The organism is Pseudomonas crudilactis (assembly GCF_013433315.1).
Classification (GTDB): domain Bacteria; phylum Pseudomonadota; class Gammaproteobacteria; order Pseudomonadales; family Pseudomonadaceae; genus Aquipseudomonas; species Aquipseudomonas crudilactis.
The window spans coordinates 52,136-66,820 of sequence record NZ_WXVV01000026.1; the positions used below are offsets into that span (position 1 = coordinate 52,136).

Annotated in this window: 17 protein-coding genes and 1 pseudogene; 11 read left to right on the forward strand and 7 right to left on the reverse strand. The window is 58.7% G+C overall.

The window, feature by feature from the left end; all coding sequences use genetic code 11:
• Positions 1–9: 9 nt before the first annotated feature.
• Positions 10–258, reverse strand: a pseudogene (locus tag GTU76_RS30130) (site-specific integrase); the annotation flags it as partial.
• A 250-nt stretch (positions 259–508) separates the two neighbouring features.
• Here GTU76_RS30130 and GTU76_RS24595 point away from each other — a divergent pair.
• Positions 509–1,129 carry a hypothetical protein gene (locus tag GTU76_RS24595; protein WP_100216356.1) on the forward strand — a complete coding sequence of 207 codons (621 nt, stop codon included), beginning with the start codon at positions 509–511 and terminating at the stop codon, positions 1,127–1,129.
• A 142-nt stretch (positions 1,130–1,271) separates the two neighbouring features.
• On the opposite strand, the gene GTU76_RS24600 is transcribed toward GTU76_RS24595, so the two are convergent.
• The 3 genes from GTU76_RS24600 to GTU76_RS24610 all read right to left on the reverse strand — a co-directional run bounded on the left by GTU76_RS24600 (position 1,272) and on the right by GTU76_RS24610 (position 2,945).
• A complete protein-coding gene (locus GTU76_RS24600) occupies positions 1,272–1,829 on the reverse strand; it encodes a Smr/MutS family protein (RefSeq protein ID WP_175554927.1) in 558 nt (185 codons plus the stop codon).
• A gap of 74 nt (positions 1,830–1,903) precedes the next feature.
• Entirely contained in the window at positions 1,904–2,224 is a 321-nt protein-coding gene (locus tag GTU76_RS24605) for a hypothetical protein (protein ID WP_175554926.1), read from the reverse strand.
• Positions 2,225–2,354: 130 nt separating this feature from the next.
• Positions 2,355–2,945 (reverse strand): cysteine hydrolase family protein, encoded by a 591-nt coding sequence (locus GTU76_RS24610; RefSeq protein WP_007914026.1) that lies wholly within the window; start codon positions 2,943–2,945, stop codon positions 2,355–2,357.
• Positions 2,946–3,184: 239 nt separating this feature from the next.
• Between GTU76_RS24610 and prmB the strand changes: the two genes are divergently transcribed.
• Complete coding sequence (gene prmB, locus GTU76_RS24615) at positions 3,185–4,093, forward strand: 50S ribosomal protein L3 N(5)-glutamine methyltransferase (RefSeq protein ID WP_180699802.1); 909 nt, start codon at positions 3,185–3,187, stop codon at positions 4,091–4,093.
• Between the two features lie 137 nt (positions 4,094–4,230).
• Here prmB and GTU76_RS24620 read toward each other — a convergent pair whose 3' ends face one another.
• Together GTU76_RS24620 and GTU76_RS24625 are read right to left on the reverse strand one after the other, a co-directional pair.
• Positions 4,231–5,022: a hypothetical protein gene (locus GTU76_RS24620; RefSeq protein ID WP_180699803.1), complete on the reverse strand. Its 792-nt coding sequence runs from the start codon at positions 5,020–5,022 to the stop codon at positions 4,231–4,233.
• A gap of 99 nt (positions 5,023–5,121) precedes the next feature.
• On the reverse strand, positions 5,122–6,075 hold the full coding sequence (locus GTU76_RS24625) for an alpha/beta hydrolase (protein ID WP_026000436.1): 954 nt from the start codon (positions 6,073–6,075) through the stop codon (positions 5,122–5,124).
• Between the two features lie 130 nt (positions 6,076–6,205).
• On the opposite strand from GTU76_RS24625, the gene aroC reads away from it, so the two are divergent.
• The 5 genes from aroC (at position 6,206) to mtnC (ending at position 10,428) form a co-directional block, all read left to right on the forward strand.
• On the forward strand, positions 6,206–7,297 hold the full coding sequence (gene aroC / locus GTU76_RS24630; RefSeq protein WP_064118641.1) for a chorismate synthase: 1,092 nt from the start codon (positions 6,206–6,208) through the stop codon (positions 7,295–7,297).
• A 34-nt stretch (positions 7,298–7,331) separates the two neighbouring features.
• The gene (locus GTU76_RS24635) at positions 7,332–8,477 is read left to right on the forward strand and encodes an MFS transporter (protein WP_180699804.1); all 1,146 of its coding nucleotides are present in this window, start codon (positions 7,332–7,334) and stop codon (positions 8,475–8,477) included.
• Positions 8,474–9,100: a methylthioribulose 1-phosphate dehydratase gene (locus GTU76_RS24640; protein WP_008080933.1), complete on the forward strand. Its 627-nt coding sequence runs from the start codon at positions 8,474–8,476 to the stop codon at positions 9,098–9,100. The genes GTU76_RS24635 and GTU76_RS24640 overlap by 4 nt, the downstream gene beginning before the upstream one ends.
• A 94-nt stretch (positions 9,101–9,194) precedes the next feature.
• Positions 9,195–9,740 (forward strand): 1,2-dihydroxy-3-keto-5-methylthiopentene dioxygenase, encoded by a 546-nt coding sequence (locus GTU76_RS24645; RefSeq protein WP_102901171.1) that lies wholly within the window; start codon positions 9,195–9,197, stop codon positions 9,738–9,740.
• A gap of 4 nt (positions 9,741–9,744) precedes the next feature.
• Positions 9,745–10,428 carry an acireductone synthase gene (gene mtnC / locus GTU76_RS24650; RefSeq protein WP_180699805.1) on the forward strand — a complete coding sequence of 228 codons (684 nt, stop codon included), beginning with the start codon at positions 9,745–9,747 and terminating at the stop codon, positions 10,426–10,428.
• Positions 10,429–10,609: 181 nt separating this feature from the next.
• Here the strand turns inward: mtnC and GTU76_RS24655 are convergent, their stop codons facing one another.
• Positions 10,610–10,888: a DUF3509 domain-containing protein gene (locus GTU76_RS24655; RefSeq protein WP_008080936.1), complete on the reverse strand. Its 279-nt coding sequence runs from the start codon at positions 10,886–10,888 to the stop codon at positions 10,610–10,612.
• Positions 10,889–11,276: 388 nt separating this feature from the next.
• Between GTU76_RS24655 and GTU76_RS24660 the strand changes: the two genes are divergently transcribed.
• The 4 genes from GTU76_RS24660 (at position 11,277) to GTU76_RS24675 (ending at position 14,611) form a co-directional block, all read left to right on the forward strand.
• The gene (locus tag GTU76_RS24660; protein ID WP_180699806.1) at positions 11,277–13,115 is read left to right on the forward strand and encodes a long-chain-acyl-CoA synthetase; all 1,839 of its coding nucleotides are present in this window, start codon (positions 11,277–11,279) and stop codon (positions 13,113–13,115) included.
• 97 nt (positions 13,116–13,212) lie between these two features.
• Positions 13,213–13,731 (forward strand): ankyrin repeat domain-containing protein, encoded by a 519-nt coding sequence (locus tag GTU76_RS24665; RefSeq protein ID WP_180699807.1) that lies wholly within the window; start codon positions 13,213–13,215, stop codon positions 13,729–13,731.
• A gap of 86 nt (positions 13,732–13,817) precedes the next feature.
• Positions 13,818–14,348 carry a hypothetical protein gene (locus GTU76_RS24670; RefSeq protein ID WP_180699808.1) on the forward strand — a complete coding sequence of 177 codons (531 nt, stop codon included), beginning with the start codon at positions 13,818–13,820 and terminating at the stop codon, positions 14,346–14,348.
• Positions 14,349–14,419: 71 nt separating this feature from the next.
• Positions 14,420–14,611, forward strand: coding sequence for a PLDc N-terminal domain-containing protein (locus GTU76_RS24675; RefSeq protein WP_007914053.1), 192 nt, complete (start codon positions 14,420–14,422; stop codon positions 14,609–14,611).
• Positions 14,612–14,685: the final 74 nt, after the last annotated feature.

The following is a 14,685-nucleotide window of genomic DNA, read 5'->3' on the forward strand; positions in this document are numbered from 1 at the left end:
ATAAGGGTTTCAGAGGGGTACTGTTTCTGTCTGTACCAATTTTGTACCAATCAAGCTGTTTTCGAGCTTACCGAGTTCACCCCAGTCAGTGCTGGAATTGATCCATCGGGCGTAAGTCGATAGCAACATCTGAACGCTATGACCGAGCTGAGTGGCAATAAACGCAGGGTTCATACCCGCCATGAGGCACATGGTAGCGTATGTGTGTCGGCAGTTGTATTGCCGGCGGGCGCGAATCCCCAATTCGGTCAGTGCAGCCTGAAACGCTCACCGACACCCAGAGCGCCAGACCCGATCTCTCACTTCAGCGATTTTATCGAGTAAAATCGCGGGCCGCAGGTCACCTTTACCGTGTAAAGAACGCGCAGAGCGGCTGCGTGTCGAGGCTGAGCCTTGGCATTTGGAAGGCAACAAACGTTGAGTGAAAGGTTCACTTGAAACGACGGCCCGAAAGGGCCTTTTGCATTACCTGGATGCGATTTTCGCGCCTGTTAGCCAAAGGAAAATCATGAAAAGTACAATCAATGATATGGCGTTTACCGAGCGTCGCCGCGTGCCTGTGAGGGCTTTATTGGGCGGTGTTTTATTCTTGATCATGGCCATCCAGGGATTCCGTATGGAGTCCAATGGAATCGCTGCGCTGCTGCTAGTGTGTTCGTTATGGTACTTGGGCATGGCGTGGCTGAATCGCAAGGCGGGTTCGCAAACCTTGATGATCCTCAAGGACAAGGGCATCTGGTTTTTCAACGCTGATGGGTTAGTCCCTTACACATCGATTGAAGCCACAGAGGTCGAATCGTACAGCGGGATCGCTCAGATGCAACTCAATACGGTACTTCATATCATTGCCGAAAGGGCTGACACCCTGCCGAACTTCAACGACAGCCGGTGGAAGATCTTTTTCAAGATGCCAAGTGCGCGCAAGGGTAAAGGCTTTCGTAAGCATCTTGTAGTGTTCAACTATGGTGGTCTGCGCGACGAAGACGGCAAAAACGTCGACTATGAAAACCTTGAAGAAGAACTTGCGTACCGTATCGAAAAGGCTCACCAAGAGGAACATGAGCAGAGCAATTCGGTTTATGTGCCCTCATCGTCAGCAAACGATGCGCTGTCGCCTGTCACTCATTGAATCCCGCTTATCGCGAAGGGCGCTGGCAGTGGGTGCAAAGCCGACTGCCGAAAGCTGCCGTTCAGCACCGCCATTCGAACAGCTTCAGCAAAGTGAAAGCCCTGCATCGTGACTAACGATGCGGGGCTTCAGATGGGGCGGATTATTCGTCGCGACCTTCCATCATGGTGCGTTTAAGCATCACGTAAACCGCACCGGCCCCACCGTGTCTGGCCTGGCACGAGCAGAAACCCAGGACCTGCGCATGTTGACGCAGCCAGGTGTTGACGTGGCTTTTGATCATCGGCCGCTTGCCGTCCAGGCGCACAGCCTTGCCGTGGGTGACGCGCACGCAGCGAATTTCGAACCTGGTCGCTTCGGCGAGAAAAGCCCAAAGTGTTTCGCGGGCCTTTTCCACGCTCATGCCGTGCAGGTCGAGGCTGCCCTCGAACGGAATCTGGCCGACCTTGAGCTTGCGCATCTGACTTTCCTGCACACCGTCACGGGACCACATCAACTCGTCTTCCGGGCCGACGTCGATCACGAACTGATCGGACAGACCGTCAACGGTGGTGGCATCGGTGCGTACGGTGGCCGACTGACGCAGCTTGGCAATCTGTGCGCGGTCAGTCTTGGGTTTGCCGGTGTCGGCGCGGTCGTGTTTGATCGGCTTGACGCCGCGCAACTCGTTTTTGAACAGGGAAAAATCGTCGTCTTGCATGTCAGCCTCCGCGAAGGGCGGCCAGTTTACCCAAGTCGAAACAAAACGGCCCGGCAAAAAGCCAGGCCGGTGAGTCAGTCGTGTTTTTTCATCAGATGCGGGGACATGTTCAGTTCCCGCGATTGCCGTGCGCGACGGCGGCAGCGACGCCACAGGGCGACACCGAAATACAGAAACAGCAAACCGACCGCCAGAATGATCGCCGAGCCCATCGGCGTAGCGTTCAAGTCACCGAGTGCCGGTGGGCGCCCGAGCAGGCTGGCCGCTCCGGCCATCGCCATCAGCACGCCGAACGTGGCCAGAATGGCCGCAATCGCCGCGCCAAATCGAAAACGCCAGTTGCTTTGGCCTTTGGGCCGCAAGCGGCGTGCGTCAAATCCATCGGATAACTTCATTCCGACCTTCCTCAATGGGTATCGGCCCTTCGACCGGGAGTTGACCGGGTTGTTCCTGAGGCTATGGCATTTGCGGCAAATGAGAGGATTTTGCGGATGAGCGGCGCCGTGAGCCGCTCATCAGAGCAGATCAGATCAGGTCTTGAGTCAGTGCGAGGGTGGCGAAGTTGTCCGCCATGATCGCCATTTCGGCTTCCTGCACCACAGCGGCGCTGAGCACGCGGCCCTTGAACGGCAAGTCGCGGGTGGCGCAGGCGTCTTCCACCAGAGTGCAACGGAAGCCCAGGTTCTTCGCCGCACGCACGGTGGTGCTGACGCTGGAGTGGCTCATGAAACCGCAGACAATCAGGTCCAGCGAGCCAAGGTTTTGCAAGCGATCCAGCAACTCGGTGCCATGAAACGCGCTCGGCAGCAGTTTGCCGATAATGGTTTCATCGCCCTGCGGCTCGAGGCCGGGGATGAATTCGCCGCGTTCGCCCTGCGGGTCGAACAGGCCACCGACGGTGCCGAGATGACGCACGTGCACGATCGGCCGACCGGCTGCACGGGCTGCGGCAACCACTTGTTTGATGTTCGCGACGGCCGCGTCCATGCCGCTCAGGGCCAGCGGGCCACTGAGATACTCTTTCTGGGCATCGATGATGACCACGGTGGCATGGCTCAGTGTGGCCGCTGCGTAACCGCGACCGCTGAGTTGAAACATCGTTTTTGGAACGGACATTCTGGGGCTCCTTGGGGTGGGGCTTTTGCGACATTGTCCTCTGGCTGAGCGGTTCTGTGAATCGCTACCATCGTAGGCACCGTCGTTATTGGCCTGCAGCCTTGTCAAGTTACACGTTCTGTTCAATAGCCGATGCAAAAAACAGAAAACTCCCACCGTCGGGGCGATATTTTTCCTGCGTCGTCGTCAGGCGTTTTGGCTGCTAGAATCGCCAGTCGTTTTTTCTGGAGTTCTGCGCCGTGATCACTTCCCGACTTCGTACCCTGCGTGACCATATCCGTTGGGCCGTCAGCCGCTTCCATGGGGAGGATCTGTTTTTCGGCCATGGCACCGACAATGCCTGGGACGAAGCGCGGCAGTTGGTGCTCGGCGCTTTGCACCTGCCGTGGGAAATCGCCGACAGCTACCTCGATTGCGCGCTGGAAGACGATGAGCTGGTCAATTTGCAGCGTTTGCTCAAGCGCCGTATCGAAGAGCGCATTCCGACCGCTTACCTGTTGGGTGAGGCGTGGTTCTGCGGCATGTCGTTTATCGTCGATGAGCGCGTGTTGATCCCGCGTTCGCCGATTGGCGAACTGATCGAAAATCACTTCGCCCCGTGGATCGGCAGTGAACCTGCGCGCATCCTCGACCTGTGCACCGGCTCCGGTTGCATCGGCATCGCCTGTGCCTACGAGTTCCAGAATGCCGAAGTGGTGCTGGCGGATCTGTCGTTCGAAGCGCTGGAAGTGGCCAATCAGAACATCGAGCGTCATGGTGTCGATGAGCGCGTGTACACCGTGCAGGGCGATGGTTTTGATGGTTTGCCGGGTCAGCGCTTCGACCTGATCGTGTCGAACCCGCCTTACGTGGATGCGGAAGATTTCGCTGACATGCCGGACGAATATCAGCATGAACCGGAGCTGGGGCTGGCCTGTGGCGATGATGGTCTGAATCTGGTTCGACGCATGCTGGCTGAAGCGGCCGATCATCTGACCGAGAAGGGCTTGTTGATCGTTGAAGTGGGCAACAGCCAGGTGCACGTTGACGCGCTGTACCCGGAAGTCGATTTCGCCTGGCTCGAATTCGAGCGCGGCGGGCATGGCGTGTTCATGCTGACAGCGGAGCAGTGCCGCGATCATCAGGCCTTGTTCGCTTCCCGCGTCTAATCGGGCTGCATTCCGACGCGGAGCGTGGGAACGATCAAAAGCTTCGCGAGCAAGCTCGCTCCCACAGGTTCGGTGTACGACACAAATCCTGTGGGAGCGAGCTTGCTCGCGAATGGCCGCGACGCGGTTTCAAGCGATCAGCGGTGCGTGGCAATCCAGATCAACAACCCCGCCTGAAACACCGCAAACGCCACTAGACAGGTAATGGTGAAACGCAGCCCAGCGTCTTCACGCTTGAACTTGCTGACCTTGTCTTCCTGCTTCTTCAGCTTCACTTCCTGCTCGGCCAGATTCTGCTCGGCCTGCTGAAGCATCTGCGCTGCTTCAAGAATTTCGACGATCTGCAGCTTTTCGCTGTTCCAGTCACCGAGCAGATCACCGACCTGCACTTCCTTGACGCTACCCTTCAAATGCTGGGCATCGGCATAGACCACATCAAAACCATGCACACGCAGGAAATGATCGCGACGCAGGCGCGTGTCTTCGTTCAGCGCATCCTTGTTGTTCAAGTCCATGCCGTTGACGGTGTAGGTCGGCCAGCGCTTTTTCGCCCAATTGATGCCTTGCGCGGCCATGTAACGGCCGATGCCACGGTTCATCGGTTCGATCTGCAAGCCGCTGTCGGGGCCGAAGTGCACACGCTTGGTGGTGTGATCCACCCACACGTCCAGCTGATTCTGCTCTTTGCGCACACGCTGGCCGGGCAGTTTGATCGCCATGCGCATCAGGCTTTTTTCTTTGCTGCTGCGCTCGGCATAGCCGAATTCGACGAAGCGCAAGGGGCGCCCGCCAGTGTTGCGATCGGTTTGCAGCGGGGCCAGGCGGAGCATCTTGTGGTGCTCGACGTGGACATCCGCCCACGGCAGCTCGACCGCTGGCGGTGCGTCTTTTTCAGCGGTGGTGTCGGGTGAAGTCTGGGTATCAGTCATAACGGCGAGATCCTGTCCAAGCCCTGCTTGTCGCCAGCCGTTGCGCTGGCGACAAAGACTTATCGGCCGTTTTTTGCAGGACTAGAGGGCAAACAACGCTTAACTGGCGCGAAGTCCGTCAATAAACTCGATGATCTTGCTGCCCAGTTCCGCTGCCAGCGGCAAATTTGGATCCTTGTACGAAGCCAATTGCCGCTTCATATCGTTGTGGACGATGCGCATGACATGGTTCATGCCGTCGATCACCGCCAGTTCGGCGTCGGGTTTGGCGGCTTTCAGCGCCTGCGCATCGCCAACGCCGACCTGCATGTCGTTGCTGCCCTGAACAATCAGCGCCGGCATCTTCAATTGCGCGAAGGCTTTTGCCGGATCCTGGCGGAACAGCGAAATCAGATACGGCTGCACGCTCGGGCGGAAAATCACCTGCAACGGTTGTGGCACATTGTCGTCGGTGTGACCGGCCTTGAGGCTGTCGAGCAGTTCGTTACTGCGCAGCATCAGCGGTGGTGGCAGGCTGCGGGCCAATTGCTCGCGGATCACCTGATCGACCGGACGGGCGCTGCCGGACAGAGAAATCACCGCCGCCGCATCGACTTTCGGCGCAGCGAGGCTGGCAATCAGCGCACCCTCACTGTGGCCGAGCAGAATCAATTTGCCGAAACGCGGATCGGCCTTGAGCTTCTGCCCCCAAGCCACCGCGTCCGCCGCGTAGGCTTCCACCGACAAATTGCGCTCATCCGGTGTCGCCGCCAGGCTCGCCGCAACACCGCGCTTGTCGTAACGCACGCTGGCGATGTTGTGTTTGGCCAGCACCCACGCCAAGCGTTTTAGGCTGTCGTTGCGCCCGCCGTCGGGGTTGTTTCCGTCACGATCCGTAGGACCCGAGCCAGAAATAATCAGGACAACCGGCACCGGGTTGTCGGATTTTGGCAGCAGCAGCGAACCGAAAAGTTCGCCGGTGCCGGTATCCAGAGTGACCGGGCGTTGTAGGACCGTCGCTTGGGCAAAGCCCGTAAAGAGGGTAAGACTCAAGATCAAAACTCGCAGCATCATCACGCCATCATTCGCCAAGGTGCCGGTTGGACTCGCCAGCACCACTAAGGTTCGAGGATGAACTACTCGGTTAGCCTGCGTATACTGGCGCGCATCACGAATTTGGGTTTGATTTCACGGAGCGTCCTGCATGTCCGGCAATACCTACGGCAAGTTGTTCACTGTCACCACCGCTGGCGAAAGCCATGGTCCGGCGTTGGTCGCCATTGTCGACGGCTGCCCGCCGGGCCTGGAGATCTCCCTCGAAGACCTGCAGCGCGACCTCGATCGCCGCAAGCCGGGCACCAGCCGCCACACCACCCAGCGCCAGGAAGCCGACGAAGTCGAAATCCTCTCCGGCGTGTTCGAAGGGCGCACCACCGGTTGCTCGATCGGCCTGCTGATCCGCAACACCGACCAGAAGTCCAAGGACTATTCGGCGATCAAGGATCTGTTCCGCCCGGCCCACGCCGACTACACCTACCACCATAAATACGGTGAGCGCGATTACCGTGGCGGTGGCCGCAGCTCGGCGCGCGAAACCGCGATGCGCGTAGCGGCGGGTGCAATTGCCAAGAAATACCTGGCCACCCAAGGCATCGTCATCCGTGGCTACATGAGTCAGCTCGGCCCGATCGAAATCCCGTTCAAGACCTGGGATTCGGTAGAAGAGAACGCCTTCTTCAGTCCCGATCCGGACAAAGTCCCGGAGCTGGAAGCCTACATGGATCAATTGCGCCGCGATCAGGACTCGGTCGGGGCGAAGATCACCGTCGTTGCCGAAGGCGTGATGCCGGGTCTGGGCGAGCCGATTTTCGACCGTCTCGACGCTGAGCTGGCCCATGCGCTGATGAGCATCAACGCGGTCAAAGGCGTGGAAATCGGCGCCGGTTTCGCCTCGGTCGCGCAGCGCGGCACCGAACACCGCGATGAAATGACCCCGCAAGGTTTCCTCAGCAATAACGCGGGCGGCATCCTCGGCGGTATCTCCTCCGGTCAGCCGATCGTTGCCCATCTGGCGTTGAAGCCAACCTCGAGCATCACCACTCCGGGCCGTTCGATCGACATCCACGGCAACCCGGTCGACGTGATTACCAAGGGCCGTCACGACCCTTGCGTCGGCATTCGTGCCACGCCGATTGCCGAAGCGATGATGGCCATCGTGCTGATGGATCACCTGCTGCGTCACCGTGGCCAGAACGCCGATGTGCGCGTGAGCACGCCGGTGCTGGGTCAGCTTTGATGGCGGGCTCTAAAGCCGTCGCGGCATAACGGGCGTGGCGGCGCTCCCTTACTGGCGGCTGTCCAGTTTCTATCTGTTCTATTTCGCCTTGCTCGGGTCGACAGCGCCGTTTCTGGCGCTGTACTTCGATCACCTCGGTTTCAGTCCAGCGCGCATTGGTGAACTGGTCGCCATCCCGATGCTGATGCGCTGCGTGGCGCCGAACATCTGGGGCTGGCTCGGCGATTACACCGGCAAACGTCTGGCCATCGTGCGCTTTGGCGCGGTGTGCACGCTGCTGACCTTCTCGTTGATTTTCGTCAGCAAGACCTACGCCTGGCTGGCGATGGTCATGGCGTTGCACGCGTTTTTCTGGCACGCGGTACTGCCGCAGTTCGAAGTCATCACCCTGGCGCATTTGCAGGGGCAGACCTCGCGGTACAGCCAGATTCGTTTGTGGGGTTCGATCGGTTTCATCATCACTGTGGTGGTGCTCGGTCGTCTGTTCGAATGGCTCAGCCTCGACATCTACCCGGCGGCGCTTGTACTGATCATGGCTGGTATCGTCCTCAGCAGTCTGTGGGTGCCGAACGCGCAACCGCCGCAAGGCAATCGGCCGAGCGGCGAGGGTTTCCTCAAGCAACTGCGTAATCCGGGCGTGCTGGCGTTTTATGGTTGCGTGGCGCTGATGCAAATGAGCCACGGCCCGTATTACACCTTTCTGACCTTGCACCTGGAACGACTCGGTTATACGCGCGGCACCATCGGCATGCTCTGGGCTGTAGGTGTCGTCGCTGAAGTGCTGATGTTCATGGCGATGAGCCGGATTCTCGCGCGGTTTTCCCTGCGCCGGGTGTTGATGGCAAGTTTTCTGCTGGCGGCGCTGCGCTGGTTGCTGCTAGGTTCGTTCGCCGAGTTTCTTTGGGTATTGCTGTTCGCGCAGATTCTGCACGCGGCGACCTTCGGCAGTTTTCACGCCGCTGCCATCGCCTTCGTGCAACGTAGCTTCGGCGCCCGCCAGCAAGGGCAGGGCCAGGCGCTGTACGCGGCGCTGGCCGGCACCGGCGGTGCGCTCGGCGCGTTGTATTCCGGTTACAGCTGGAATGCCCTCGGCGCGACATTGACCTTTAGTATTGCCAGTCTCGCGGCACTCGCTGCTGTCGTTATCATTGCCACACGTATGCAAGAGGACAGGCCATGAGCCTTACGCGTGAACAACTCGCCCAGCAAATCGTCGACGCCGGGCGTTTTCTGTATGGTCGCGGCTGGTCGCCGGCCACCAGCAGTAATTACTCGACGCGCCTGTCGCCGAGTGAAGCGCTGCTGACCGTATCGGGCAAGCACAAGGGCCAGTTGGGCCTGGACGATGTGCTCGCCACCGATCTGTCGGGCAACAGCCTGGAACCGGGCAAAAAGCCCTCCGCCGAAACCCTGCTGCACACTCAGCTTTACAGCTGGCGTCCGGAGATCGGCGCGGTGCTGCACACCCATTCGGTGAACGCCACGGTGCTGTCGCGCCTGACCCCGGAAGACTTTATCGAGTTCGAAGATTACGAACTGCAAAAAGCCTTCAGCGGCGTTTCGACCCACGAATCGCGGGTGCGCGTGCCGATTTTCGACAACGATCAGGACATTGCGCGCCTCGCCGCCAAGGTGCAGCCTTGGCTCGATGCCCATCCCGATTGCGTCGGTTATCTGATTCGCGGCCACGGCCTCTACACCTGGGGCGCGCAGATGAACGACGCGCTGCGGCAGATCGAGGCCTTTGAATTTCTGTTTGAATGCGAGTTGAAAACCCGCAGCGTCATGAACCGCCAAGGCTGACTTCACCGGAAGCAGCCCATTTGCCTGATGAAATGCTGTGCCCGACCGGTCTGCAAGAACCGGACGGCAAGGCCGATACCGAGGAATTGCCCCAATGAGCAGCCTGTCCGTCTATCACGTCTCAAGCCCCGACATCCCGAACAAAGTGCTGACCCACTTCGAAGACATCGCCTCGACCCTGGCCGAGCAGGGCGTGCGCTTCGACCGCTGGCAAGCGGCTGCGAAAATCCAGCCTGGCGCCACCCAGGAAGAAGTGATCAGCGCCTATAAAGAGCAGATCGACCAACTGATGACCGAGCGCGGTTACATCACCGTCGACGTCATCAGCCTGAACAGCGACCACCCGCAAAAAGCCGAATTGCGCGCCAAGTTTCTCGAAGAGCATCGCCATGGCGAAGACGAGGTCAGATTTTTCGTCGCCGGCCGTGGCCTGTTTACCTTGCACATTGACGATTACGTCTACGCCGTACTCTGCGAGAAGAACGATCTGATCTCGGTACCGGCCGGCACTAAACACTGGTTCGACATGGGCGAGCATCCGCACTTTGTCGCGATCCGTCTGTTCAACAACCCTGAAGGCTGGGTTGCCAACTTCACCGGCGAAGACATCGCTGGTCGTTTCCCGCGTCTGGAGGACTGATTCGATGTCGATCAAAGCCATTGTCACTGACATCGAAGGCACCACCAGCGCGGTGAGTTTCGTCTTCGACGTACTGTTTCCGTATGCCGCTAAACACCTGCCCGATTTTGTCCGTCAGAACGCTGCGCGTGCCGATGTCGCCGAGCAACTCGACGCCGTGCGCCGGGACAGCAATGCGCCGCAGGCCGATGTTGAACGGGTTGTTGAAATCCTCTTGAGCTGGATCGAAGAAGATCGCAAAGCCACGCCGCTCAAAGCCTTGCAAGGCATGGTCTGGGCCCAGGGTTATCACGCCGGGCAGTTGAAAGGGCATGTTTACCCGGATGCCGTTGAAGCGCTAAAACGCTGGCACGCGGCGGGTTATCAACTGTTTGTGTACTCGTCGGGCTCGATTCAGGCGCAGAAGCTGATTTTCGGCTGCTCGGAGGCGGGGGATCTGACGCCGCTGTTCAGTGGTTATTTCGACACGACTTCAGGGCCCAAGCGCGAGGCGCAGTCGTACACCAACATCCAGCAAGCCATCGGTGTTGAACCGGGGGAAATCCTGTTTCTCTCGGACATTGTTGAAGAACTCGACGCCGCTCAGTCGGCAGGCCTGCAAACCTGCGGCCTGGCCCGCGAAGGCGGGGAGTTGGGCAGCCACATCACCGTCGACACCTTCACCGGCATCGAACCCGAAGCCTTCTGACCACAAAAACCCAATGTGGGAGCGAGCTTGCTCGCGAAGGCGGAGTATCAGATAAAAATTTCTCCCTGACACACCGCTTTCGCGAGCAAGCTCGCTCCCACAGGGGATTGGCGTCAAGCACAAAAAAACAGGCCGTGAAGCGAAAGCTCCACGGCCTGTTTTGTTTAAAGCGTTTGAAAAATTACAGCGAGTGATATGTCGGCAGCGCAAAACGCTGCTGGCTCTGAAGCATCGCGATCTGCGGCAGCTCACTGGCTTGCTCGGCCAGGTCACGACGAATCGCGCTGATCGCCCACGACAGTTGGTCGCCGGCATGCAGTTGTTGATAAGTCAGTGCGCGCTTGAACACTTTGCCGTCGCTGCTGCGCAGAGTCAGCAGGATCCCGCCATCAGGACGTGGCGCAGTGGTGACGTCGAAGTTGGAGAACAGGGAGGTAAATTTTTCTTGGATCAGGCTCATGTCTATCAGCTCCGTATGCACTTGAATGGCAAGCATGCAGAGGAGGTTGCAGCGATTGTGCCAGCATTTGAAATTAATAAAAACCTTATAAATCAATAAGTTAAAAAATAGGAAAATTCAGGTTGTCGTGCAAACTGCATGAATGGCCATCGTGCATCCTGCATTTTGCGGGATCGTTGTCGAAACAACGGAACCAATCGCTTACCCGATGATCATCGCCGCCGTCGGCCGAACAGCGGATACAAAACATTGCAAAAACCGCGTGTACAGCCCGAGAAGCGCTGACGTATTTTCGATCTCGACCCGCGCTTGAGTGCGCTGGTTGCTTCAAGCAAGCCCGAAAAATAAAAACATCGACCTGCACGCCAAGGTCGGACGGGGAGCTTTCATGAGCCACGCGCCAAGCGACACGATTACCTGGGGCATGATGCTCCGCAAACTGCCGATGATTGCCAAAGCCATTCCGCGACTGGTCAAGGGCATGAAGGTGGCCAACGTCACGGATCCGACCCAAAGCTGTGGCCTTGGCTGGACGTTCGAACAAGCGACGCTGCGCAATCCCGAGGGCCCGGCGTTACTGCAGGGCGATGTGCGGCTGACCTATGCGCAGGTCAACCAGTGGGCCAACCGCATCGCTCATTATCTGAACGGGCAGGGCATCGGCAAGGGCGACGTGGTCGCGGTGTTTATTGAAAACCGCCCGGAATTGCTGGTGACCATTCTGGCGCTGGCCAAGGTCGGCGCGGTCAGCGCGCTGCTCAATACCTCTCAAACCCGCGACACCCTGATCCACAGCGTGAATCTGGTGGCGCCGGTAGCGATTGTGGTCGGCGAAGAGCTGGTTCCGGCTTATGCGGCGATTCGCGAGCAAGTGGCGATTACCGCGCCGCGCACCTGGTTTGTCGCCGATCAGGACACCTATAGCCATCCGGGCATTGCGCCCGAAGGCTACGTCAATCTGATCAGCGCCAGTGCCGATGCCTCCAGCGAGAATCCACCGAGCAGCCAGCAGGTGTTTTTCGACGATCCATGTTTCTACATCTACACCTCGGGCACCACGGGCCTGCCGAAAGCCGGGGTGTTCAAACATGGTCGCTGGATGCGCAGTTCCGCCAGTTTCGGCATGATCGCCCTCAATATGGGCCCCGACGATGTCGTCTACTGCACCTTGCCGCTGTATCACGCCACCGGTCTTTGCGTGTGCTGGGGCTCGGCAGTCAACGGCGCCTCGGGCTTCGCGATTCGTCGCAAGTTCAGCGCCAGCCAGTTCTGGAACGACGTGCGTCGTTATCGCGCGACCACCATCGGTTACGTCGGTGAATTGTGTCGTTATCTGGTCGATCAACCGGCCAGCGCCGATGACAGCCGCCACGATGTGCGCAAGATGATCGGCAACGGCTTGCGCCCCGGCGCCTGGGCCGAGTTCAAGACCCGTTTCGCCGTCGAGCACATCTGTGAACTGTATGCGGCGAGTGACGGCAATATCGGTTTCACCAACATCCTCAACTTCGACAACACCATTGGCTTCTCGCTGATGGCGTGGGAGCTGGTGGCCTACGATCATGACAGCGGCGAGCCGATCCGCAGCGACGACGGTTTCATGCGCAAGGTCGGCAAAGGCGAGCAGGGGCTTTTACTGGCGCGGATCGACGAGAAGGCGCCGCTGGACGGTTACACCGATCCGCAGAAAACCGCCAAGGTTGTGCTGCACGACGTGTTTACCAAGGGCGATCGCTTTTTCAACACCGGTGACTTGCTGCGCAACATCGGCTTCGGCCACGCCCAGTTTGTCGATCGCCTCGGCGATACTTATCGTTGGAAAGGTGAAAACGTCTCGACCACTGAAGTCGAAAACCTGCTGCTGCAACATCCGCAGATTTCCGAGGCCGTGGCCTACGGTGTGGAAATCCGCAACACCAACGGCCGCGCCGGCATGGCCGCGATTACGCCGGCGGAATCCCTCGCGACCCTGGATTTCGCCGAGTTGCTGAGCTTTGCCCGGGAGCGCATGCCAGCCTATGCCGTGCCGTTGTTTCTGCGAGTCAAAGTGAAAATGGAAACCACCGGCACCTTTAAATACCAGAAAACCCGATTGAAAAATGAAGGCTTCGACCCCGGCCAGACCAGCGATGACCCGATTTACGCTTGGCTGCCCGGCACGCAGACTTACGTACGAGTCACCGACGAAGTGTTGGCGGAAATTCATCAGGGCAAGCATCGTTATTGAATCTGGCTATGGCGCGACTTGAGAAAAAGGGGGTGACAGCCAGCGGCGCTCTCGGGAAACTGTCGGCTTTCCGATTGACCGAAAATGGAGTTGCCCCATGTCCGACCAAAGCCGCCAGATGACCCCTGAAGAAGCTGCTGAATTCACCGAGCAGGTTTTCAACAAGGCTCGCGACGGTGATGCCGAGATGCTCGATCGTCTGGTCACGGCCGGTTTGCCGGTGAACCTGAAAAACAGCAAAGGCGACACATTGCTGATGCTGGCCAGCTATTACGGCCACCTTGATGCGGTGAACGTATTGCTAAAACACAAAGCCGATCCGGAAATGCGCAATGGCAACGGCCAGAGTCCGATTGCCGGTGCGGCGTTCAAAGGTGATTTGGCAGTGGTCAAGGCGCTGGTCGAGGCGGGTGCCGAGATAGAAGGCTCGTCGTTTGATGGGCGTACCGCGCTGATGATGGCGGCGATGTTCAACCGTGTTGAAATCGTCGATTACCTGATCAGCAAGGGTGCCAACGCGCAAGCCAAGGACGCCAATGGCGTGACAGCGCTCGACGCTGCACGGACGATGGGCGCGGTTGATACCACTGCGCAGTTGGAAAAGCTGTTGGGCTGAAATCCATTCTGATGGCCTGTGACGGAGGGGAGAATGCGCTATCCTTCGCGCCCTCGAAATTCACCTTCGTCACAGGATCTGCCCTCATGAAAGCCGCACTCGTCGAACTCATCAGCAAAATCAGCTCCGGCTGCATGGGCGAGGACGAGATCGTGAAAGTCGCCGACGAAGCGGCACAGGCCTACGCCGATGCCGATGCTTTTCTGGCCGCCAACCCGGACATCAACTACGACGACACCTTCCCGATCCCGTTGGGTGAGTGGGTCGTGGTCGGCAGCCTGCCGGAAACCGTGCTGTTCCAGGCTGACACCTACGTCGATTTGTTCGCGCAGATTGTTGCCTCGTTCGGTCCGGGCGTCGATTTCAACCTCAAGCCCAAGCATCTGGCCAAAACCGAAGCCTTGACCGCTCTCAACCGCATTCAGGTGCAAATGAGCAGCATGAACAAGGAAAACGGCGGTTACACGCTGATGAACTTCAGCCAGTTGCTCGACGACGAACTGCAAATGGTGCTGGTCTACGGCAATGACGTGCCACGGGTACTGGAGTTGTGCGCCGAAGTCGGCATCGCCGCCGCGCCTTCGCTGGAAGCCTTGAAGATCGCCGTTCACGTCTGAACGTAATAAAAGGGAACCCTGCGCGCGACCGTCTATCCTAAAAGTGCATGCCACTATTCTGGAGCGACACCATGGGTTCCACGTTCAACGGTCTGATCGGTCTGATCATCCTCGCCCTCGACATCTGGGCCATCATCAATGTGCTGAAAAGCGGCGCGACCACCGGGATGAAAATCGTCTGGGTGTTGCTGATCATCCTCCTGCCGGTGCTGGGCCTGATCATCTGGGCGATTGCCGGACCGCGCGGTAACGTGCGGATCTGACACTGATCTCGAGAACACCGCAATATCCTGTAGGAGTGAGCCTGCTCGCGATAGCTATCCTCCAGTCAATGAGT